Annotated in this window: 20 protein-coding genes; 10 read left to right on the top strand and 10 right to left on the bottom strand. The window is 34.3% G+C overall.

Annotation, left to right across the window (positions count from 1 at the left end; translation table 11 throughout):
* Window positions 1-124: 124 nt before the first annotated feature.
* Window positions 125-541: a helix-turn-helix domain-containing protein gene (locus FAF07_RS14080; protein ID WP_142785708.1), complete on the bottom strand. Its 417-nt coding sequence runs from the start codon at window positions 539-541 to the stop codon at window positions 125-127.
* Between the two features lie 124 nt (window positions 542-665).
* Here FAF07_RS14080 and FAF07_RS14075 point away from each other — a divergent pair, with 124 nt between their 5' ends.
* Both FAF07_RS14075 and FAF07_RS14070 read left to right on the top strand, forming a co-directional pair.
* Window positions 666-1538, top strand: coding sequence for a hypothetical protein (locus FAF07_RS14075; RefSeq protein WP_142785707.1), 873 nt, complete (start codon window positions 666-668; stop codon window positions 1536-1538).
* Window positions 1539-1548: 10 nt separating this feature from the next.
* Complete coding sequence (locus tag FAF07_RS14070) at window positions 1549-1911, top strand: hypothetical protein (protein WP_142785706.1); 363 nt, start codon at window positions 1549-1551, stop codon at window positions 1909-1911.
* A gap of 1077 nt (window positions 1912-2988) precedes the next feature.
* On the opposite strand, the gene FAF07_RS14060 is transcribed toward FAF07_RS14070, so the two are convergent.
* The 4 genes from FAF07_RS14060 to FAF07_RS14045 form a co-directional block, all read right to left on the bottom strand.
* Window positions 2989-3186 carry a hypothetical protein gene (locus FAF07_RS14060; RefSeq protein ID WP_142785705.1) on the bottom strand — a complete coding sequence of 66 codons (198 nt, stop codon included), beginning with the start codon at window positions 3184-3186 and terminating at the stop codon, window positions 2989-2991.
* A gap of 17 nt (window positions 3187-3203) precedes the next feature.
* The gene (locus FAF07_RS14055; protein ID WP_142785704.1) at window positions 3204-3587 is read right to left on the bottom strand and encodes a DUF6876 family protein; all 384 of its coding nucleotides are present in this window, start codon (window positions 3585-3587) and stop codon (window positions 3204-3206) included.
* A 70-nt stretch (window positions 3588-3657) separates the two neighbouring features.
* Window positions 3658-3996: a single-stranded DNA-binding protein gene (locus FAF07_RS14050; protein ID WP_142785703.1), complete on the bottom strand. Its 339-nt coding sequence runs from the start codon at window positions 3994-3996 to the stop codon at window positions 3658-3660.
* A 959-nt stretch (window positions 3997-4955) separates the two neighbouring features.
* Window positions 4956-5339 carry an LIM domain-containing protein gene (locus tag FAF07_RS14045; RefSeq protein ID WP_142783758.1) on the bottom strand — a complete coding sequence of 128 codons (384 nt, stop codon included), beginning with the start codon at window positions 5337-5339 and terminating at the stop codon, window positions 4956-4958.
* A 148-nt stretch (window positions 5340-5487) separates the two neighbouring features.
* Here FAF07_RS14045 and FAF07_RS14040 point away from each other — a divergent pair, with 148 nt between their 5' ends.
* Window positions 5488-6594 carry a tyrosine-type recombinase/integrase gene (locus FAF07_RS14040; RefSeq protein ID WP_142785702.1) on the top strand — a complete coding sequence of 369 codons (1107 nt, stop codon included), beginning with the start codon at window positions 5488-5490 and terminating at the stop codon, window positions 6592-6594.
* A 92-nt stretch (window positions 6595-6686) separates the two neighbouring features.
* Window positions 6687-7502, top strand: a complete 816-nt coding sequence (locus FAF07_RS14035) for an FRG domain-containing protein (RefSeq protein WP_142785701.1) — start codon at window positions 6687-6689, stop codon at window positions 7500-7502.
* Window positions 7503-7682: 180 nt separating this feature from the next.
* Here FAF07_RS14035 and FAF07_RS14030 read toward each other — a convergent pair whose 3' ends face one another.
* Entirely contained in the window at window positions 7683-8450 is a 768-nt protein-coding gene (locus FAF07_RS14030) for a hypothetical protein (RefSeq protein ID WP_142785700.1), read from the bottom strand.
* A 98-nt stretch (window positions 8451-8548) separates the two neighbouring features.
* Between FAF07_RS14030 and FAF07_RS14025 the strand changes: the two genes are divergently transcribed.
* A complete protein-coding gene (locus FAF07_RS14025; RefSeq protein ID WP_142785699.1) occupies window positions 8549-9439 on the top strand; it encodes a LysR family transcriptional regulator in 891 nt (296 codons plus the stop codon).
* The gene (locus FAF07_RS14020) at window positions 9436-9795 is read left to right on the top strand and encodes an MmcQ/YjbR family DNA-binding protein (RefSeq protein ID WP_142785698.1); all 360 of its coding nucleotides are present in this window, start codon (window positions 9436-9438) and stop codon (window positions 9793-9795) included. The genes FAF07_RS14025 and FAF07_RS14020 overlap by 4 nt, the downstream gene beginning before the upstream one ends.
* A gap of 91 nt (window positions 9796-9886) precedes the next feature.
* Here the strand turns inward: FAF07_RS14020 and ltrA (FAF07_RS14015) are convergent, their stop codons facing one another.
* Window positions 9887-11167 (bottom strand): group II intron reverse transcriptase/maturase, encoded by a 1281-nt coding sequence (gene ltrA, locus FAF07_RS14015; protein WP_142783376.1) that lies wholly within the window; start codon window positions 11165-11167, stop codon window positions 9887-9889.
* 398 nt (window positions 11168-11565) lie between these two features.
* Between ltrA (FAF07_RS14015) and FAF07_RS14010 the strand changes: the two genes are divergently transcribed.
* Together FAF07_RS14010 and FAF07_RS14005 are read left to right on the top strand one after the other, a co-directional pair.
* Entirely contained in the window at window positions 11566-12339 is a 774-nt protein-coding gene (locus FAF07_RS14010) for a hypothetical protein (protein ID WP_142785697.1), read from the top strand.
* A 409-nt stretch (window positions 12340-12748) separates the two neighbouring features.
* Window positions 12749-14095, top strand: a complete 1347-nt coding sequence (locus FAF07_RS14005) for an IS110 family RNA-guided transposase (protein ID WP_142785696.1) — start codon at window positions 12749-12751, stop codon at window positions 14093-14095.
* Between the two features lie 500 nt (window positions 14096-14595).
* Here the strand turns inward: FAF07_RS14005 and ltrA (FAF07_RS14000) are convergent, their stop codons facing one another.
* The gene (gene ltrA / locus FAF07_RS14000) at window positions 14596-15876 is read right to left on the bottom strand and encodes a group II intron reverse transcriptase/maturase (RefSeq protein WP_142783376.1); all 1281 of its coding nucleotides are present in this window, start codon (window positions 15874-15876) and stop codon (window positions 14596-14598) included.
* 700 nt (window positions 15877-16576) lie between these two features.
* On the opposite strand from ltrA (FAF07_RS14000), the gene FAF07_RS13995 reads away from it, so the two are divergent.
* A complete protein-coding gene (locus FAF07_RS13995) occupies window positions 16577-17110 on the top strand; it encodes a toxin-antitoxin system YwqK family antitoxin (RefSeq protein WP_142785695.1) in 534 nt (177 codons plus the stop codon).
* Between the two features lie 105 nt (window positions 17111-17215).
* Here the strand turns inward: FAF07_RS13995 and ltrA (FAF07_RS13990) are convergent, their stop codons facing one another.
* Together ltrA (FAF07_RS13990) and ltrA (FAF07_RS13985) are read right to left on the bottom strand one after the other, a co-directional pair.
* A complete protein-coding gene (ltrA, locus tag FAF07_RS13990; protein WP_142785222.1) occupies window positions 17216-18469 on the bottom strand; it encodes a group II intron reverse transcriptase/maturase in 1254 nt (417 codons plus the stop codon).
* Between the two features lie 601 nt (window positions 18470-19070).
* The gene (gene ltrA / locus FAF07_RS13985; protein WP_142783376.1) at window positions 19071-20351 is read right to left on the bottom strand and encodes a group II intron reverse transcriptase/maturase; all 1281 of its coding nucleotides are present in this window, start codon (window positions 20349-20351) and stop codon (window positions 19071-19073) included.
* 656 nt (window positions 20352-21007) lie between these two features.
* Between ltrA (FAF07_RS13985) and FAF07_RS13980 the strand changes: the two genes are divergently transcribed.
* On the top strand, window positions 21008-21568 hold the full coding sequence (locus FAF07_RS13980) for a hypothetical protein (protein ID WP_142785694.1): 561 nt from the start codon (window positions 21008-21010) through the stop codon (window positions 21566-21568).
* Window positions 21569-21661: the final 93 nt, after the last annotated feature.

Here is a 21661-nt window from a genome sequence, read left to right as displayed (position 1 = left end):
AAGGACTTAATTTAAGAATTTGATGTTATAATAAATTATATGAAAATATAATGGGTAAAGGAATAATAATATATTAAAAAGGAACACTATTAAGGTTCACTTTTAAGCATATATGTACAAAATACTATTTTTCCTTTAAAAGCTTTTCTAAATACTCAATCTTATCTTGTTCAGCCTTTAATAAACGCTCATAAAGTTTTTTGTTTTCGTCATTAGCTTCTAAAAGCTTATCAAGAGGATTGAAAGTACAATGGTGGTTTATGGTAGGACCTGCATTTATAACTGAACCATCGTAATTATTCTGGATATTATTAAATACAGCTTCATCACTATAATTTTTGATGGCTTCTGAAGTCACTCCTAATAGTTTAGCAATCTCCTCCAATTTATCATCTTCAATTTCTGGGTTTTGCTCAATTTTAGAGACTGCCTGTTGGCTAATATTAAGCGCTTCTGCAAGTGTTTCTTGCTTCATGCCCCGAAGTTCACGGATGCGACTTATTTTCCGTCCAATGTGATTTGGTTTTGTAGCTGTTTCCATATATCAAATATAGTAATATTTCCTAAAATAAAACAGGTAAAAAACAACCCGTTTCTAGTAAAACACAACTTAATGTGGTTCTGTACTTAGCAAAATAGCAATTAGTTTACAAAAAGAAAAAACCATGAAGGCAACTTTGACCACAAAATCCCCTTTACTAAAAGAACTCCTTGAACTATTAAAAGAGTTAGTCACATTGCATTCCGTATATGTATTAAGTGTCCTTAAAGAAAAGAAAAAACAAAATACTTATCTCTCACCGCAAAATGTAACTTCTCGAAAAATAGTAACCTATACACTGCTTATTATCACACATAAACCCATTTCTAAAGGTCAGGGAAACTTTATGGATGATCTCTATAACAAGATGCAACAGCGCTGTAAGGTCTATACCATTATGTATACCTTGTCAAAGGTTAAAAAGCGATTAAATTATGGAGATGATTTTTTATCTCAAGCTATTTTCCATACATCTTGTATGTATAAAAGTGATGACTCTTTATCAAAATTCAGCAATTATGGTTCGCATTTTCATCCATGTGTTTATAAAGGTATTCAAGAAGTATGGAAGGGTCGTATGGAGCGCGCAGAATATCTACTTACCATTCTAAACACCATTGAGCCCGAAGAAGATTCTACTTCTAGATTGGCGATTATGCACTATGCTTTAGAACAGATATGTATGGCGCTCTTATATGTGTTTTGGGAATTTAAACCACAGCATTACACACTGCCCTATCTGTTGCATTTATGTAGCCACTTTACCCGAATACCGCAGACCATATTCCCAAAAGAAACTTATGGATTACATCGTATGTATTATATGCTGTGTAATGCGCACCATATTATGCGGTTCAAAGTTCAAAATGAATTCTCAGATATGGATACAGATAAAGCTTATAGTCGCTGTGAATTGTTTTTTGATGAAGCCAAAACATTGGGCGAAGCACAATTGGAACACCTTAAGAACCTCCATTGCAAATCATCTAATCAGTAATAATTTTTAAATGATGAAAAAGAATACTAAAAAAATAAAGGCCATAAAGAAATTAGTATCCAACTTTTCTGGAATAAAAAGTGAACCTTGCGGAAGGCGGACACGGAAAACCATCCAATTAGAAGTATCAAGTCATGAAGATATTACCGATTATATTGCAACACTTTTAGAAGTTTGTTATTTCGCTTTAGATGGAAATGGTATATTCATATCATCAGCAAACAAACATTGTATGCCAAGTTCCAGTGTTACAAAAGTTATAGAACTGATTATGGAACTCCTACCGCATAGTCAAATGCACTGCTTGGACAAAATATCGGATACCCTTAATGGCAAAGAAAACGTGGCTTCTGAAAAGAAAAACGATACATGAACTTGATTGAAATTTAGCTGAACAAGTAGCTTGAATTACATAATGAATCCAATTAAGTTTCGTCTTTATTTAATTGGAGCATATCAATGTTTAGTTGGTGGTAATACACTTATAATACATTATGTTATAATTGATTATTTGGGTCTAGTTTTTCGACGAACTGAACTTTCTTTTCCTTTACTTCTTTTTCCAAAATAAGCTTCTTTTCTTTAGGTTCAAACTCCATAAACAAGGGTTGCAACATTGCAGTTGTAGGTTTGTCATGGTTCTTTTTGATATCTTTTATTATGTCAATTACAGCATTAATTCTTTTCTAATTTCGCTCTCTAATGTTTGCATATTAGGACCCAAAGTCTCATTTGACGAAATGCCATTTTCTTAAAAAATTCAATCATTAATAACAATGTCATCGATTGTGATTTTGATATTTTTTTTACAAAATTTTCTGAATTTAATTGCTACGGAAATTTTAATTCCTAGCTTTTCAAATCGCTCTTTTTCAAATCCTTTATCCATTTTTTCTGAAAAAATTTGATGGTTTTATTGGGCTGAGAGGATTTTTTCTGAAAAAACGATGCTTAAAATTCAAAAATCAAAACAATCAATCGCTGAAAACCATTGATTTTAATAGGGTTTTGAAAAAACTGAAAACCGAAACATCGCACCAGCGTGTTACCCTCTTGCTATACCTTTTCGTCCCGTAGGGACAAAAAATTATACAACCTGATTTAAAAAATCAGTTGCTTAATGGAATTAAAAAATTCCATCTATTTCCTTTTTTTTTGAATGACTAGTTATGAGCGAAAGTCAAATGTAAAAAGCATAACTAGGTATCATTGAACTGCCGATAGACAGTCTTATAAAGATAAGGGTTACAATGGCTAATTGAAAACAAAAAAAGCCCTCAAATGTCATCAATTTCAACCAACAAAAATGATTTTAAGGAAATTTGAGATTTTGGACGTCAGATTCTTGACTTGTACCGTTTAATTTTGAGGATTGGCATTTGTAAGAAACAATAAAGCCCTTGAAGTTTTCAAAGGCTCTTTTTATTGATGTTTATTTTTAACGTTACCGTTAAATATTGAACACATATTGGTAACTGTAAAGATTCCGTATGGCTTCTTCTTCCAATATTGTATTATAATCCAAATGGTGCTTTTTAGCATAGCATTTAAGGTCATTCCCAAATTTTTGCTCCACATCGCTTTTGGAATCTTGGAGCAAACGGTCTTGGGTGTCTGCATCGAGATTATTATAATTCAAATAGACCATGATCATCGTTTTTAAATTTAATATTCACTCGGTAACATCAGTGTATTATTCACGAAATACAAGCGCAATTCATCCAATGGAAAATCGGTTACGGTGTATCGGTGTGTTTCCAATATGTTTTCGTTGCCGTCGCCATAGCTTATAATGGCTTCGCATCCCTTTTGATTTCTTTCTGCTTCCGAAAGCCTTTTAAAATCAATGGTTATGAAAAAATGACTTTTGTCAATAAGGCTCTTGGCAAAAACAGAGGCATCCGTAATGAGCCAAAAGCAGGCTGCTTTTTGGGCTAGATAATGTACGCCGTCCGTAAATCGGGTCTTAATGAGTGGCAATTGAAAAAATTGTTCTGCGCCACAAAATTGTTGCAAATTTTCCTGTAATGTGTTAACTTTGGTATTCATTGTTTTTCTGATTTAGATTAATAATGAAAAGAGGGTGTTTCCATCTAAAGTAGCACACTCTTTATTTTGTTTACTCCTTGCTTCCTAGTAGTAATATTTCACTCACTACCACTTCGGTTACATAGCGTTTCGCACCGTCTTTATCTTCATAAGACCTTGACGATAATTTTCCTTCAATAGCAATTTCCTTGCCCTTGGTCACATACTTTTCAATGATGTCAGCGGTCTTGCCCCAAGCAATAGCAGTATGCCAATTGGTATCGGTCTGCTTTTTGCCCTTACCGTCTTTGAAATGCTCGTTGGTTGCCAATGATAAACGGGCAACTTTTTTTCCGCCTTCAAGGTTTGTAATGGTTGGTTCTTGCCCAACGTTTCCGATTAACTGTACTTTGTTTTTTAATGTACTCATGATTTAAAAAATTTAGATTAATATTTCCCCTATTGGATTTAAAACAGATTAAATTTTAAGGGGTGTTTGTATGATTTCTTTCGTGCCCCGCACAATAGATCAAGTGGGTTTTGTCAAGACTTTTAGGAAACAAATCAGGAGTGTCTGCGACGTCGTTTTTACCAACGGGTTAAAAACAAGGCAGTAGAAACCTTATTTTTTTCTAAAACTTGCATGGTCTTGACAAGTTCCACAATGGTATTAGCAATTCTCTTAAACACATTTATGGAATGAGCGTACAGGAAGTTAAGCGAGTTCAATACATGTGTTTAAGTTAGAAGTGTTTATGCCATGCCTGTTTTTCGATGCCCCGAAAAACAACAAAAGGCGTCATCTATTATAAACCCCTTAAAATGACTGGGACAAACCCTGAATTTTTAAGAATTATCGAGCAAAAGCCCTAAGAAGGCTTTGCCGATAATTTGATTAAGAAAATTCAGGGTTTGGCTTTCCGATTTTTGATATTTGCTCTGTTTAAGCGGACCTAATCCACACTTTTACTTGTAAATGAAGTGTTTCTTTCGAGAGAAGCGGAAAAGGTTAACGAAAATGGAAAGTCAAAAGTGTGGATTAGGTCCAAGACCTTTTTTATTGAAGCTCTTTTTCTGGAATGTAGTTTTTACGCAATGGAAGAAAATGTGCTGAGTGGATTATGTAAACGGAGTACCCATTTAAAACAGGTTTTAAAAAGGCCTAAATTTCTATTTTGAATGTTGATCGTCCCCTTGTTCTACTGAGCCAAAGCCCAGCTGAAAGGTATATTTTGAGTTATTATAAATTAGTGTTTTTGAAATAATAAGATTTATTATGTTTACTGAGATTTTATGACTTTTATATAATTTTTCGGCAGATACTAAAAAAAACACCAAAAAGCATTGCAGAAAATTAAACACTTTTATTCAAAAAAATATGCTCAACAACTAAATGTGCTTGGTTTTCCTAACGATTAAGATGTCATCATTTGAAAATTCCATCCAAGCAAAATCATATACATAATGATAGATTTTCCCTTTACTGTTGGTATGTAGATGGGTATGGTATTTGAATACAAAATGATTTTTTTCAAGAACCATCCTTTCTACGGTACATTGTACTTTTCTTTTCCCCATAATTTCTAAAAGGATACTCCTGTTTCTATGTAAAATATTGTCCAACTCTTTTACCACAATATCAGTTGCCTTTCTTAGATTAACGTGGTAATAATTTTTACATTTTACAGAGCAAAATAACTTATCCTTTCTGCCTATAAGCGTTTTACTGCATATCTTACATGTCACCTTTACAGGTTTTCTATTACCTATCATTTTACGAATTTAAATAACTGTTTATAAGGTTTTTACAATTAGTCGTTTCTAACGGTTAAAATACTGATATTTTCATTAAGCCTACTTTCTTTGCTCTTTTTTTAAGTACTTTTAATACACTAATATGTAGTATTAATAATAAAAAACCATGCAACCAACTATATATCAACCTCTTAAAGAGGCAAAACGGATCAAGGTGTTTATTCCTTACAAATTAATTGAAATTAGGAATGCTATAAAGAAAATGGATGGTAGTTTTTGGCATCCGCACCAAAAATTATGGTCGGTTATAAATACAGATAAAAATTTTAAGTCTTTAAAAGAAATATGTGGTGGGAATTATACGATTGAAAAAGATATCCGTTTTACACCGATACCGACAGTAGCGTTGACCCAAGATGCTTTAGAAGCCCTTTTTGAATTAGAAAAAGCACTAGTTTTAAAGCAATACAGCGTGTCAAGCATAAAGGTATATAAAAAAATGTTCACCGTTTTTCTAGGGAAATTTATGCAAAGGAACCTTAAAGAGGTCAACAAAGAAGATATTGAAGGATTTGTATATGAACTCATCAAAAAAAGCCATATCAGCGAAAGCTATCAAAACCAACTCATCAATGCCATAAAGGCATATTATGAGCATGCACTAAAAATGCCCAGAGAGTATTACGATATCCAAAGACCCAAGAAAGCCAGGAGCATACCCAATGTATTAAGCAAAAGTGAGGTTTTAAATATCATCCAAGCACCAAAAAACATAAAGCACAGAGCTATTTTGTGTACTATATATAGCTCTGGTTTGCGGATTTCCGAACTCATAAACTTACGCATTACAGACGTGCACTCAAATGACGGCTATCTTTTTATAAAAGATAGCAAAGGTAAAAAAGATCGAAAAACTATATTATCCAAACAACTAGTACTCTTATTAAGAGCCTATTACAAACAATACAAACCCTCCTATTGGTTGTTCGAAGGACAAACAGGAGGTCAATACGGTACAACCAGTATTCGTTCCATATTTAGAAAATCCGTTGCGCAAACCAATTCAAACCCTTGGGCAACAGTTCATACATTGCGCCATTCTTTTGCTACGCATTGTATTGAAAACAATGTAAACATACGTCATTTGCAAAATATGCTAGGCCATAACTCCCCAAAAACTACTGAAATATATACTAGAACCATTGAAATTAACAATAAAACCATTACAAGCCCATTTGATTCTTTATTGAAAAATAGTACATTGCAGACATAAAAGATATAACTGCAATACTAAAAACTAAAAAGTGGTGGTTATACAATTGTTGGCTGCAAGTTTAGAAAGACCGTTTACAAACAGAATTACATATGATTGAATTTATTAAAAAAATCAAAAAAAATCTAATCAGAAAGACTGTAAAACATATGACACCAAATACAAATATTAAATCTTTAAGTGAATTTATAGAGTTTGTAAATCATCAAGAACATAGACATATTTCACAATGGTTTTTTAGAGGTCATAATGACAAATCATATGAACTTGTTCCTAGTCTTTTTAGAATAGATAGGAAAGAATCTTGGGCGAATTGGGACAGTATTGAGAAATATATAATGAGACAATTTAAAGCAGAATCTAGACCATATATAAAATCGATACCGAATAATGACATTGAATGGCTTACAATGGCTCAACATTATGGTCTTCCAACAAAACTTTTAGACTGGACAACCAATCCTTTAGTTGCTTTATATTTTGCAGTAGAAAATTATAAAAATAAAAAAGATGCAAATGTTTGGCTTTATGGACTTTCTTCAACCAATAATTGTTGGAGTGAAAGTACTTGGCTAGCAAAAAAAATTAATTTATCAGGAAACATTTGTGAGAACATTATTTTTCCTTCGCACTTAGATTCACGAATAACAAATCAATCAGGCTGTTTTACAATTCACGAAATTCCTGAAAGAGATCAGCCTTTTATTCCCTTAAATGAATCGCCAAGAATTTTTGATACATTTATTAAAATAACAATTGACAAGGACAAAAAGCAAGATATATTAAACGAACTTTACTATGTTGGAATACATCGAGGTTTTATTTATCCTGGTTTAGAAGGACTGACATCTAGACTTAAGTTTGAAATTGAAACAACTCATAAAAGAACAACATTAATGACGAAATAATAAAACCAGCAGCCAACAACTCATAAAATTTATGCTTAAATTTGAACTAGTACAAACTGACAAACATTCAACAAACGATTTGCTACAACCGAAAAATCTCCGATTTTTAAGTCGCACAAATCTTATAAAAATTCGTTATAGGGCATTAAAAACGGACACCAAGAATAACAAATCCACTATTTAAAATAGTGGATTTGTTACCCACTGACTTGATTTAATTATTCCAGAATTTTCAATTGAATTATCGCCAGTATCTAAATATGCTTTAAAGGAAGCAACAGAATTCCACTCGGTAATAGAAATATAATTTGGCTCGTAATCACTATTTGATGATTTTCCATCTTTTAATGTGATTAGAAATTTTCCCCCTGCGTTTTCAATGTTTTTTGGTGTTTCTCTTTTTTTCGTGTTAAAAAGAGATTGGTCAGTTATCCAATAAGCAGTAACTACATAGACTTTATCACTGCTTACAGAAAATTCATAGTCTCTTTCAATATTATTATGCTCAATATTATTGAATATTGGCCATATTTTTTCTCTTTGAGAAAGGTAATCATAAGAATGATTTTCCATATCATTTCTAAAACCAATACGAGATTTAGCATTTGGCCAACTCATAAGACCGCAAAAAGTTGCTTTAAATTCATTCTCAACTATTGGTTCACTTATTAGCATTTGAAGTTCACTTTTAAATCCGTTCTTCATCGCTACGGGAACAATATTACCAAAATATTCTTCTCTTAATTTTTCCGTTTCAGGATTAATTACACCTACTAAAAAGTCAATGCTTTGTCCTTTTCTAATCGAAATTATTTTTGTTTTTAACTCTGTTTTCATTGTGATATTATTTCTTATTTTATTATTAGATATTTCATTCTTTTTACTATTACCTATCGAACAAGACAAAAGCATTGACAGTAATAATGTAGGTAAAGTGTACTTTTTCATTTTATGTAATTAAGTTCAGCACAAAGCTATTTCATAAAATTCGATTTTATGCGGTAATTAATATTATATTTGTTTGCTTCGTATAAAACTTTAGTTATATGATAAATTTTGAATGGTACAGAACTTTTAAAACAATCTACGAATGTGATAGTATTTCTGAAGCGTCAAAAAAGCTATTTATGACACAGCCAGGAGTGAGCAAACAACTATCAGCACTTGAAAGTAGAATAAGAAAAAAATTATTTGTTAGAACAGCAAGAAAAACTATTCCAACGGAGTACGGAAAATTTCTATACACTCAAATATCAGCACCAATAATTGCTTTAGAAAAAGCAGAAACATATTTCACTAAAAACGAAAAGAAAAGATATCCAAATATTGTAATTGGTTGTAGTTACGATTATTACAGATTAGAACTCTCGGAAATGTTGCCCAAATTAGATATGGCTGTAACACTAAATTTTGGAACTTCAAACGAGTTAGTTAAATCTTTGGAGAATGAAACCATAGACATTCTTATGGGCATTAATAAATATACTATGTATCCTCATAGTTTTACAAAATTAAATACAGAAAAGTTGGTTTTAGTAGCATCAAATGACATAATAATTCCAAATCAACTATTTGAAAAACCATTTGACACCAAGGAACTTGAAAAATGGATGAACTATCAAAATTGGTTTGCATTTGATAATGAACTTCCTTTTGTAAATATGTTTTGGAGACAACATTTCAATAAGCGTTCGCAAATAATGGCTAAAATAGTATTCCCTTCATTTTTGGACATTATCAACACCATGAAAATTATGAATGGCTTGTGTATTATACCATTGTCTATTTGTCAAAATGCCCTGAGTAACAAAGAGATAAAAATCGCCATTCCAAATTTAGATATAGTTGAAAATAAAATATACTGTTCGAACAAATCAAATAGTCAAAATTTATATGAAATAAGATTATTTAAAGAAAAAATGAATATCCCGTTATGAATATAGAAGAATACAGAACCTATTGTCTATCCAAAAAAGGAGTAACGGAAGAAATACCTTTTCCAAAGTTGTCGAATGTATTGGTTTTTAAAGTACTTGGAAAAATGTTTACTGCAACTGACATCAATACATTTTCAAGTTTTAGCATCAAATGTAAATCAGAAACTATTGAAGAATTAAGAGCGGAATATCCATCTATGCAAGAGCCATCATATTTCAGCAAAAATCATTGGAGCAATGTAATAATGGACGGAACAATCTCGGACAAATTACTTTATGAATGGTTAGACATCTCATATAATTTGGTTGTTACAAACCTTCCGAAAAAGTTGAAATTAGAACTCAAAAAGAAGTAAAACGCCCTATAATTGAGTAGACGGGTGACGACTTAAAAGTCGTCACTGCGCCTCTCACACCACCGTACGTACGGGTCTCGTATACGGCGGTTCACCAAATTGAAGTTTGCGTATTATTAATGTAATCTAACAAAGGTTTATACCCTTTTCGTTTAAGTCTAGAGACTGTAATAGTAGTCTTTAGAATAGGACTTTGAGCAACTGCCCAGCCTCCCATTCTTGTTCTACTCCAAGCATAGGCTTGTCCGATTTCTATACCTAATTGAATTAGGTTTTTACGTTTCCGTTCTAGTTTCTTCCAATCGTGCCAAATACAATAGCGCAACCGATTTCTTAGCCACTCATCTAGCTTTTTACTTTTTGCATAGATGTTGGTTAAGCGGTAATTGTTCATCCAGCCTCGGCAGACTTGATTAAGTCGTTCGAGTCGTTCTAACAACGACATGGGTTTGGTTTTCTTGGTTATACTTTTTAGGTTACGTTTAAACTTTGCCCAACTTTTATTGGCTACCACTAGTACATATTGTCCTTTTACACCCTTTTTATAGATGGGTACAAAACCATGCCCGAGTAACTCAAAGTTTACAGGTCTGCGGATGCCACTTTTGGCTTTGTTTATAGGTAATTTAAGTTTATCTTTTAAGAAGACAAACAGTCTATTTCCTATTTGTTTAGCCTCGCTTTTGCTTTTGGCGTAAACGCTAAAATCATCAGCGTAGCGAACATAACGCAAGCCCATGCTTTTCATTTCTTTGTCCAAAACATCTAACATAATATTAGATAATAAGGGACTAATTGGACTGCCTTGCGGGATGCCTTTTCTGCGCTTTTGGAGTTTTCCATCTATTAATATGGGAACTCTAAGCCATTTTCGGATTAATCGCAAAGTGGTCGGACATTTTACCTTGTGGTAAATAAGTTGCAGTAAGATACAGTGGTCTACTTGGTCAAAGAATCCTTCTAAATCAATATCTACAATATCTTGATAACCAGAATTGATATACGTTTGAGCTTGTAATACTGCTTTTTGGATGTTCTTTTGTGGACGGAAACCGTAACTAACGGGTTCAAAATCATATTCAAAATGAACCATTAATTGTTGACTTACCGCTTTTTGAAGCCACCTATCGACTACAGTTGGTATTCCTAATAGTCGGGTTTTACCCTGTCCTTTTGGAATGGTTACTCCTAATATTGAATTTGGATTATAGCTGTTTGTGCGAATAGTCGATAGTATAGTCGAACGGTTTTCTAATATATAAGCGGAAAGCTCCGTTGTTTTCATACCATCTACACCGCTCGCGCCTTTATTGCGCTCCACTTGTCGTGTTGCTTTAAAAAGGTTTGTTGCTGATAATACGTTTTCAATCATAGGTTTAATAATTCGTGTACTCCTGTTGGTTTAAAACTAGGCTAGCTAGGCATCCTAATCGAATTCCAACGTAATTTAATGTTCTGTCCTTCCCTACTTGTGAGACCATCTGAGGTATTGCCTCAACTCGTTTCCCGTAGGTACTATGACCTCTGCTGACTTCTCCAAATAACCAACTCGTAGTTTTGGAGACCTCCCCAGGTAATGACATCTTCTTTCTCTCAATCACTGCCGTATCTACATATTTACCCTTTTGGTGTTCGTTGGGCGTTACAATGATGTGCTTGCTTACCCAAGTAAATATGCCTCTGTATACGATTTCTGTTCGTCAGTACCGAGTTTTGTAGTTCCGCTTCCTTCAGATAGAACCTCACGGTTTTCACCCTTGCGACTTACTAATGCTTCAAGACGTTACTCCTGTACATAAGGGACTTGCACCCTCTAGATTAATTATTTACCTTTCCGTAAATAAAAGATGCCCATGCTGGGCACACACACTGTATAAAAATAATAGCGGTTTTAGTGATAAATTCAAAGAGAGTATCTTTGTAAAAAGTTTAGTAATAAATCGAAAGGTACGTGCCTTGAAATCCGCTACTATTCTTATACTAACCGTTGGCTGTAATGCACAAAAAATCGATAAAATGAAAGTAATTTATCTAATTGTCCCAGGTTTAATTGCAATTATTGGAAATATGATTTTCTATCTCATTATTAAAAAAAATGTTGATCAAAAAATAGAAAAGTTTAAGGTTGCTTATTCTGGTATTTACAGAGAAAAATTAGAAATTCACAAAACACTTCTAAAGAAACTTTTTGATCTGAAAAGTAAGATTCAACAATTTCAATACAACGGATCTGAGGAAATGGGAATAGAATTACGACAAGATTTTAATGACTTTATTAAATACTATATCTATAATCAACCGTTTATTAAAAAGGAGATTTTGGCAGCACTAAAGAACATAAACAAGGAACTTCAAAGTTGTTTTGAAGACTTTTTTATGCATCATTCGCTCAAAAATGTTCAAGGATTAGAGTCAAAGATTAGAAAAGAAAATTTAGCAAAGTTTTTTGAATCTGGAAATAAATTTAAGTCTAATGGTCCATTTATTACATTGGAGGAATTATTAATAAACGAAATAAAAAAAGATCTAAAAATAGAAGACTAATAAGCACTACAGCCAACACCGTGTAAAAAACATTACTTATTTTAGTTAAACCGAAAGGCAGTTGCTTTTTTGCTAACTCTGATTTTCCTGCGGAAAATCCTCGCATACAAAAACGCAACGTTCCTTACACATAAACGTTGTGGGCAATTCCCCTCTTTTCCAAAAAAATAATTACTTTAAGGTAACGTTTGTATCTTACTGATTAGCCCATTGCAAGACCGATTTCAAATTGATGCCTTAAAAGCTCGTGCGCAATTCTGGTTGGAATGTGAAAAGCCTTTGATATTGACCTATCAAAGGCTTGTGATAATTACACTGATGAATCCTTTATGGATATCTCGTTCAGAATATTTTCTTGTTTACAATATACATTCTCTTTGGGTTTTTTATTCATTTAAAACCAAAAATAATGGCAAAGAGAAAATTAAAAATGGAAATCATCAATCCTAATGCAGCTGGAATTGATATTGGCAGTCGCTCACATTTTGTAGCAATTAATCAAGACCTCTCAGATGTAAGAGAGTTTGGAGTCTACGCTGAAGATATGAAAGAACTACTCAAGTGGCTACTTGAAAATGATGTAAAAACTGTGGCTATGGAATCTACCGGTTCATATTGGCAAAACTTATTTACTGAATTACAAAATTCAGCTATTGAAGTAATTCTAACCAATGGAAAATTCACCAAAAATATCCAAGGAAAGAAAACAGATGTACTAGATTGTATGTGGATTCAAAAGCTACATACCCTCGGGCTTTTACGGGGAAGTTTTTTGCCTGATTTACAAACAGAACATCTAAGAACCTTAGTAAGGCATCGTGGTAATTTAATTGATACAACTTCAAAAGCCTCTAAAAGAATGGCTAAAAATATGAGACTGATGAATCTTAGATTGGATGTGGTAGTAAAAGATATTGTTGGATTAACAGGTTTACGCATTATAAATGCAATATGTAATGGTCAAACTAGCAGTGAAGAACTTGCAAAGCTACGACACGGAAATTGTAAAAAATCTGAAGAAGAAATTGCAAAAGCACTACAAAGTAATAACCGCCAAGATTATTTATTTGTTTTAAAACAAGAACTACAAAAATATCAAGATGCACAGAGATTAATCTTAGAATGTGATATGGAAATAAAAAAGCTTTTGGATGAATTTATCAATCAAGATGATGTGAAAAAATCCCTTTGTATTGATAAGAAAGTACATAAAAGAATAAATAAAAACACACCAAAAAATCTAGATTTAAACCTTATTTCTTATCAATACTTTGACGGAATTGATTTATACGCTATAGAAGGTTTTAGTCACGGTACTGTACTAACTTTAATGAGTGAACTTGGCGAAAATGGCATTTTAAAATTCCAAAACGCACAACACTTTACATCCTGGCTTAGATTAGCGCCAAATAATAAAGTCTCTGGAGGAAGAATTCTTAGCAGTCGAACACCTAAAGGTAGTAATAGACTTAAAATTGCACTAAGACAAGCCGCAAATTCTATTGGAAATTTAAAAGACACTCACCTTTCTAATTTCTTCAACAGAATTGCCTACAGGAAAGGGAGGTCTGTTGCTGTTTCTGCTACGGCAAGAAAAGTAGCCACCATACTTTGGAATATGCTTTATAAAAAACAACAATACAATCCACCTACTATTTATGAATATCTTGACCAAAAAAGAAAGAGAAAAGTAATCGAACTTCAAAAACAAATTGCTAATTTAGATGCAAGAATGGGTAAAATCAAACTCGTCTGAAAGCCAGTAAAAACAGGGTGTAAAAAAAACGTTACTCAGAAGTTCTTTAAAGAGAAAACCCGGCTCGTTTTTAGCATTTTGGAATTCAATTTCCGCCAAGCCCGGGCGTAAAAACCCAATTTTTTTGGCGCACAAAAACGAAAATTCCAGCTAACGTTCCTGCCTGTTTGTTAATGTCGTTCCCTGGCGGATGAGCAAGGTTGCGGATATTTTTTTGGCCGTTTCCCTTTTTCGGGGTTCGGTAACTGAATTTCCGTTTTTTACCAGTGGCCTTTTTCCATCTGCCAACTGCCGAAACTCCAATCTGGGCGCTTTATTTTTTTGGCCGTTGTTTATCTGCAATATAAAAAATCGGGTTTTTGGACAATGGCCACTGGTTTTTTGCCAACTATTTGCGTAATGGGTCAAAACCTGCCCACAATTGAGTAGACGGGTGACGACTTAAAAGTCGTCACTGCGCCTCTCACACCACCGTACGTACGGGTCTCGTATACGGCGGTTCACCAAATTGAAGTTTGCGTATTATTAATGTAATCTAACAAAGGTTTATACCCTTTTCGTTTAAGTCTAGAGACTGTAATAGTAGTCTTTAGAATAGGACTTTGAGCAACTGCCCAGCCTCCCATTCTTGTTCTACTCCAAGCATAGGCTTGTCCGATTTCTATACCTAATTGAATTAGGTTTTTACGTTTCCGTTCTAGTTTCTTCCAATCGTGCCAAATACAATAGCGCAACCGATTTCTTAGCCACTCATCTAGCTTTTTACTTTTTGCATAGATGTTGGTTAAGCGGTAATTGTTCATCCAGCCTCGGCAGACTTGATTAAGTCGTTCGAGTCGTTCTAACAACGACATGGGTTTGGTTTTCTTGGTTATACTTTTTAGGTTACGTTTAAACTTTGCCCAACTTTTATTGGCTACCACTAGTACATATTGTCCTTTTACACCCTTTTTATAGATGGGTACAAAACCATGCCCGAGTAACTCAAAGTTTACAGGTCTGCGGATGCCACTTTTGGCTTTGTTTATAGGTAATTTAAGTTTATCTTTTAAGAAGACAAACAGTCTATTTCCTATTTGTTTAGCCTCGCTTTTGCTTTTGGCGTAAACGCTAAAATCATCAGCGTAGCGAACATAACGCAAGCCCATGCTTTTCATTTCTTTGTCCAAAACATCTAACATAATATTAGATAATAAGGGACTAATTGGACTGCCTTGCGGGATGCCTTTTCTGCGCTTTTGGAGTTTTCCATCTATTAATATGGGAACTCTAAGCCATTTTCGGATTAATCGCAAAGTGGTCGGACATTTTACCTTGTGGTAAATAAGTTGCAGTAAGATACAGTGGTCTACTTGGTCAAAGAATCCTTCTAAATCAATATCTACAATATCTTGATAACCAGAATTGATATACGTTTGAGCTTGTAATACTGCTTTTTGGATGTTCTTTTGTGGACGGAAACCGTAACTAACGGGTTCAAAATCATATTCAAAATGAACCATTAATTGTTGACTTACCGCTTTTTGAAGCCACCTATCGACTACAGTTGGTATTCCTAATAGTCGGGTTTTACCCTGTCCTTTTGGAATGGTTACTCCTAATATTGAATTTGGATTATAGCTGTTTGTGCGAATAGTCGATAGTATAGTCGAACGGTTTTCTAATATATAAGCGGAAAGCTCCGTTGTTTTCATACCATCTACACCGCTCGCGCCTTTATTGCGCTCCACTTGTCGTGTTGCTTTAAAAAGGTTTGTTGCTGATAATACGTTTTCAATCATAGGTTTAATAATTCGTGTACTCCTGTTGGTTTAAAACTAGGCTAGCTAGGCATCCTAATCGAATTCCAACGTAATTTAATGTTCTGTCCTTCCCTACTTGTGAGACCATCTGAGGTATTGCCTCAACTCGTTTCCCGTAGGTACTATGACCTCTGCTGACTTCTCCAAATAACCAACTCGTAGTTTTGGAGACCTCCCCAGGTAATGACATCTTCTTTCTCTCAATCACTGCCGTATCTACATATTTACCCTTTTGGTGTTCGTTGGGCGTTACAATGATGTGCTTGCTTACCCAAGTAAATATGCCTCTGTATACGATTTCTGTTCGTCAGTACCGAGTTTTGTAGTTCCGCTTCCTTCAGATAGAACCTCACGGTTTTCACCCTTGCGACTTACTAATGCTTCAAGACGTTACTCCTGTACATAAGGGACTTGCACCCTCTAGATTAATTATTTACCTTTCCGTAAATAAAAGATGCCCATGCTGGGCACACACAACGTATAAAAATAATAGGGCAATGAGTGCTTAACCCAACGGTAATGGTGCTTTTTCAAGGTCGACAAATTTTTAAATTTGGCTTATTGAATAAAAAATAATAAGAAAAATTTAAAAATTCGGCTTGTGTTTAACCGAATGGTAGTCGCTTTTTTTCCGCCCTACTATTCTTATACAAATCCGTTGTAGGTAATTTAAAAAAAAATGAAAAGAGCATTTTATATTCTAATTTTAGTTTGTCTCTATAGTTGTAAGTCGACAAAATTAGTTTCTGAATCGGAATCGATTTCTAAAAAAACTGAATTGGAGTTTTACGAAAACGGATTTTTAAAAAGCATTGGTCAAATTGATTCTGATTATCTAACAAAAGCTGCAAGATTTGGATTGTGGAGTCAATTTTATGAAAATGGAAAACTGAAAGAAACTGGAGAATACAAAACTGACTCTTATGTGAATTGCTGTACTGCTGGGCCTTGTGGTATTATTTATAGTTACAAAATTGGAGAATGGAATTATTATTATCCAAACGGAAAACTAAAATCCAAAGGTGTTTATAGAATTGGAGAAAAGAATATAGTTACGAGTTGTGAAGGTGGTGATGAAATTAATTTTGGTTTTGTTACTGACGAATGGATATTTTACGATTCTGAAGGCAAAAAAATTAAGCCAACTAAAAAGGATATTATTGATATTGAAAAAAGTAGTTATTTGAATGAAGCGGATATGCGTAACCGATAAAAAACTACCTACAGTCGAGTAAGCCAGGGGATTTTCACCCCTAACTTCTCACAGAACCGTACGTGAACCTCTCAATTCATACGGCTCTTATTATGTAGTCAATAGTTAGGTTAACTGATAACCCAACGCCCAATGATAAAACATATTTGGATAATCTTTAGTAATACGTCTTAACCATTTTACGGCTAAAACCCGACTTCTTTTGAAGCGTTTATACTTGTTCAAAATCCATTTAATAATGCGATGATGGAGATAGTAAAAAACAGGTTTAAGAGCGTTACGCTTTATTTTCCCATAATAATTTATCCAACCCCTAATTTTAGGGTTTAGCATAAATGCTAGGTCTTGTAAATTAGATTGAGTTTTGTTATGAATGTTCAATTCCCTTAAATCTTTTAGAATTCGCTTCTTAGATTTTCGGCTCATCTTACAATCATATTGTAAAAAGAATCCTCCCTTTCTTAGTTTAATCATAATAGGACGGAAACTAAAACCTAGAAAATCAAACTGCACTGGTAATCCTTTTAGATTTCTTCCCTGTTTCTTGCAGTACACTATTTTCGTCTTTTGCGGATGAACACGGAGCCCACATTGCTTAAAACGTTCGGTTACTTTATCAAGCAAATACTTTGCTTCCCGTTGTGTGCTGCAATGAATAATCATATCATCAGCATAACGAACCATTTGTATTTCAGGAAAATGACTTGCAAGCCATTTATCTATACAATAATGTAAAAACAAATTGGATAGCAATGGACTAATTACTCCTCCCTGCGGAGTTCCTTTTCCTTTTGAGTGTATTAATGTACCATCTTCAAGTTGGATAGGTGCTTCTAACCATCTCTTAATATACATTTGCACCCATGTTTCAGGAACATGAACTTGTAGCGCTTTAAAGAGTAATTCGTGGTTGACATTCTCAAAAAATTCTTGAATATCTAAATCTATTACCCAACTGTATTTTCGTGCGTTTTTCTGCACTTCTTTTACAGCTTGGTGCGCACTCTTGTTTGGTCTATAACCATAAGAGTTGTCCATAAATTCAGCATCCAAGCGCGGTTCGATATACGTTTTGATAACCTGCTGTGCGATTCGGTCGCCAACCGTTGGGATTCCTAATGGACGTGTTTTACCGCCGTCTTTTGGAATATCTACACGTTTAACATTTGATGAAAAGTAACTCCCAGAAGATAACCGATTCCAGATTTTATACAATTCTTTAGAACGAACTTTTTCAAATTCCTCCAAGGTCCGTAAATCCACTCCAGCACTTCCTTTGTTCCTTTTTACCAGTTTATACGCATCCCATACCATCATCTTTGTAATGGGTACTGACTTTGTTTGTTCCTTAAAAATCATCCTTACTTTTTAAGTTGTTTTTAATTCTAAACTACATAATTGAATCCCTTTGCTCCACTTCCATTACAGAGGCTTCAACACTAATACGGATTCATCCGCCACCTAAACAAATATTGGTAATCGCCTTACAGGTACTTCCTGCTTGGTTTTTCCCTTTCATACTTTGTTTAGGTTTCCTGTGTTCCAAAATAAAGCCTAAATAAAAGTCATGCCTCCTTTATGACGGTTGCCGTATAGCCAGTAATTAGGTTGCCGCTATACTTATCCCTAAAACCTCGATAGTCCTTAGGTTTTGACAACAACTTGCCTTTTCGTCACTTCATCGGATGGTTCGCTTTCGCTCATCTCTCTTATTCACACCTGACTGTTTTAAACAGCCTTTTCTTCTATCGCTTCATGCACCGTTGTTACCGCTGGCACATCATAAAAGTGGTTTGATTAGTGCTCCTAAAAGCCCTAATCGGAAGGTCTACTTCCATCTTAATTTTAGTTACGGTGTCAATAGACACCTCACAGCACACATTGAGTAGACGGGTGACGACTTAAAAGTCGTCACTGCGCCTCTCACACCACCGTACGTACGGGTCTCGTATACGGCGGTTCACCAAATTGAAGTTTGCGTATTATTAATGTAATCTAACAAAGGTTTATACCCTTTTCGTTTAAGTCTAGAGACTGTAATAGTAGTCTTTAGAATAGGACTTTGAGCAACTGCCCAGCCTCCCATTCTTGTTCTACTCCAAGCATAGGCTTGTCCGATTTCTATACCTAATTGAATTAGGTTTTTACGTTTCCGTTCTAGTTTCTTCCAATCGTGCCAAATACAATAGCGCAACCGATTTCTTAGCCACTCATCTAGCTTTTTACTTTTTGCATAGATGTTGGTTAAGCGGTAATTGTTCATCCAGCCTCGGCAGACTTGATTAAGTCGTTCGAGTCGTTCTAACAACGACATGGGTTTGGTTTTCTTGGTTATACTTTTTAGGTTACGTTTAAACTTTGCCCAACTTTTATTGGCTACCACTAGTACATATTGTCCTTTTACACCCTTTTTATAGATGGGTACAAAACCATGCCCGAGTAACTCAAAGTTTACAGGTCTGCGGATGCCACTTTTGGCTTTGTTTATAGGTAATTTAAGTTTATCTTTTAAGAAGACAAACAGTCTATTTCCTATTTGTTTAGCCTCGCTTTTGCTTTTGGCGTAAACGCTAAAATCATCAGCGTAGCGAACATAACGCAAGCCCATGCTTTTCATTTCTTTGTCCAAAACATCTAACATAATATTAGATAATAAGGGACTAATTGGACTGCCTTGCGGGATGCCTTTTCTGCGCTTTTGGAGTTTTCCATCTATTAATATGGGAACTCTAAGCCATTTTCGGATTAATCGCAAAGTGGTCGGACATTTTACCTTGTGGTAAATAAGTTGCAGTAAGATACAGTGGTCTACTTGGTCAAAGAATCCTTCTAAATCAATATCTACAATATCTTGATAACCAGAATTGATATACGTTTGAGCTTGTAATACTGCTTTTTGGATGTTCTTTTGTGGACGGAAACCGTAACTAACGGGTTCAAAATCATATTCAAAATGAACCATTAATTGTTGACTTACCGCTTTTTGAAGCCACCTATCGACTACAGTTGGTATTCCTAATAGTCGGGTTTTACCCTGTCCTTTTGGAATGGTTACTCCTAATATTGAATTTGGATTATAGCTGTTTGTGCGAATAGTCGATAGTATAGTCGAACGGTTTTCTAATATATAAGCGGAAAGCTCCGTTGTTTTCATACCATCTACACCGCTCGCGCCTTTATTGCGCTCCACTTGTCGTGTTGCTTTAAAAAGGTTTGTTGCTGATAATACGTTTTCAATCATAGGTTTAATAATTCGTGTACTCCTGTTGGTTTAAAACTAGGCTAGCTAGGCATCCTAATCGAATTCCAACGTAATTTAATGTTCTGTCCTTCCCTACTTGTGAGACCATCTGAGGTATTGCCTCAACTCGTTTCCCGTAGGTACTATGACCTCTGCTGACTTCTCCAAATAACCAACTCGTAGTTTTGGAGACCTCCCCAGGTAATGACATCTTCTTTCTCTCAATCACTGCCGTATCTACATATTTACCCTTTTGGTGTTCGTTGGGCGTTACAATGATGTGCTTGCTTACCCAAGTAAATATGCCTCTGTATACGATTTCTGTTCGTCAGTACCGAGTTTTGTAGTTCCGCTTCCTTCAGATAGAACCTCACGGTTTTCACCCTTGCGACTTACTAATGCTTCAAGACGTTACTCCTGTACATAAGGGACTTGCACCCTCTAGATTAATTATTTACCTTTCCGTAAATAAAAGATGCCCATGCTGGGCACACACAATGTATAAAAATAATTGCTCAATTTTGAGCTTAACCAAAGGTCGTTGCAAGTTTACTACGTCTGATTTTCCTGCGGAAAATCCTCGCACGTAAACCCGCAACTATTCTTATACGAGACCGTTGCCAAGACAATACTGACCAATAAGCCTTAAAACCAATATGAATAAAATTCACTACTTAATTGTACTAATAATATTTGCCTCCTGTAAAGAAAAAAATAGCGTTAACGAAAAGTACGAAACAAAGGTTGTTGAAAACAAATACTCAATATTAATTCCAGAAAGTCTAAGTAAAACAACGGGATTAAATAGACACACTACTTTCGAATATGAGAATCTAAAAGATGATTTTTACATTATTTTAATGGATGAATCAAAGGATGGTTTTTTTAAAAAAATAGAGAGAAAAGTTTATGATGCAGCACCAGATATTAATGGATATTACAAAGTGGTTTTAAATCATTTTAGAGAAGAAACTAATCTTAAAGATTTTCAAGTATTTGATGAAATCTTTGAATTGGACAAAAAGGATAAGAAAATTACATTTACTATGACAGGAGTAGATATGGATGATAACTACCATGTTTTTTATAGATATTCAATCATTGAAAGTAAGTCCAGATATTATCAAATTATGTCTTGGACTAATCAAACAAGCGCAAAAAAATTAATATATAAAATGAGTAAAATTATCAATTCATTCCAAATAGAAGAAAATTAATAAAAACTACACACAACAATTTTTTGGTGTAATTAGTAGAAACTCAAAAAAGATTGCCAAAAAAGATTAATTGACAATCTTTTTCTCAAAAAC

This window comes from Changchengzhania lutea, assembly GCF_006974145.1.
Taxonomy (GTDB): Bacteria; Bacteroidota; Bacteroidia; order Flavobacteriales; family Flavobacteriaceae; genus Changchengzhania; species Changchengzhania lutea.
Note: the sequence above shows the minus strand (reverse complement) of the source record. Positions and strands in the feature narration are given on the sequence as shown.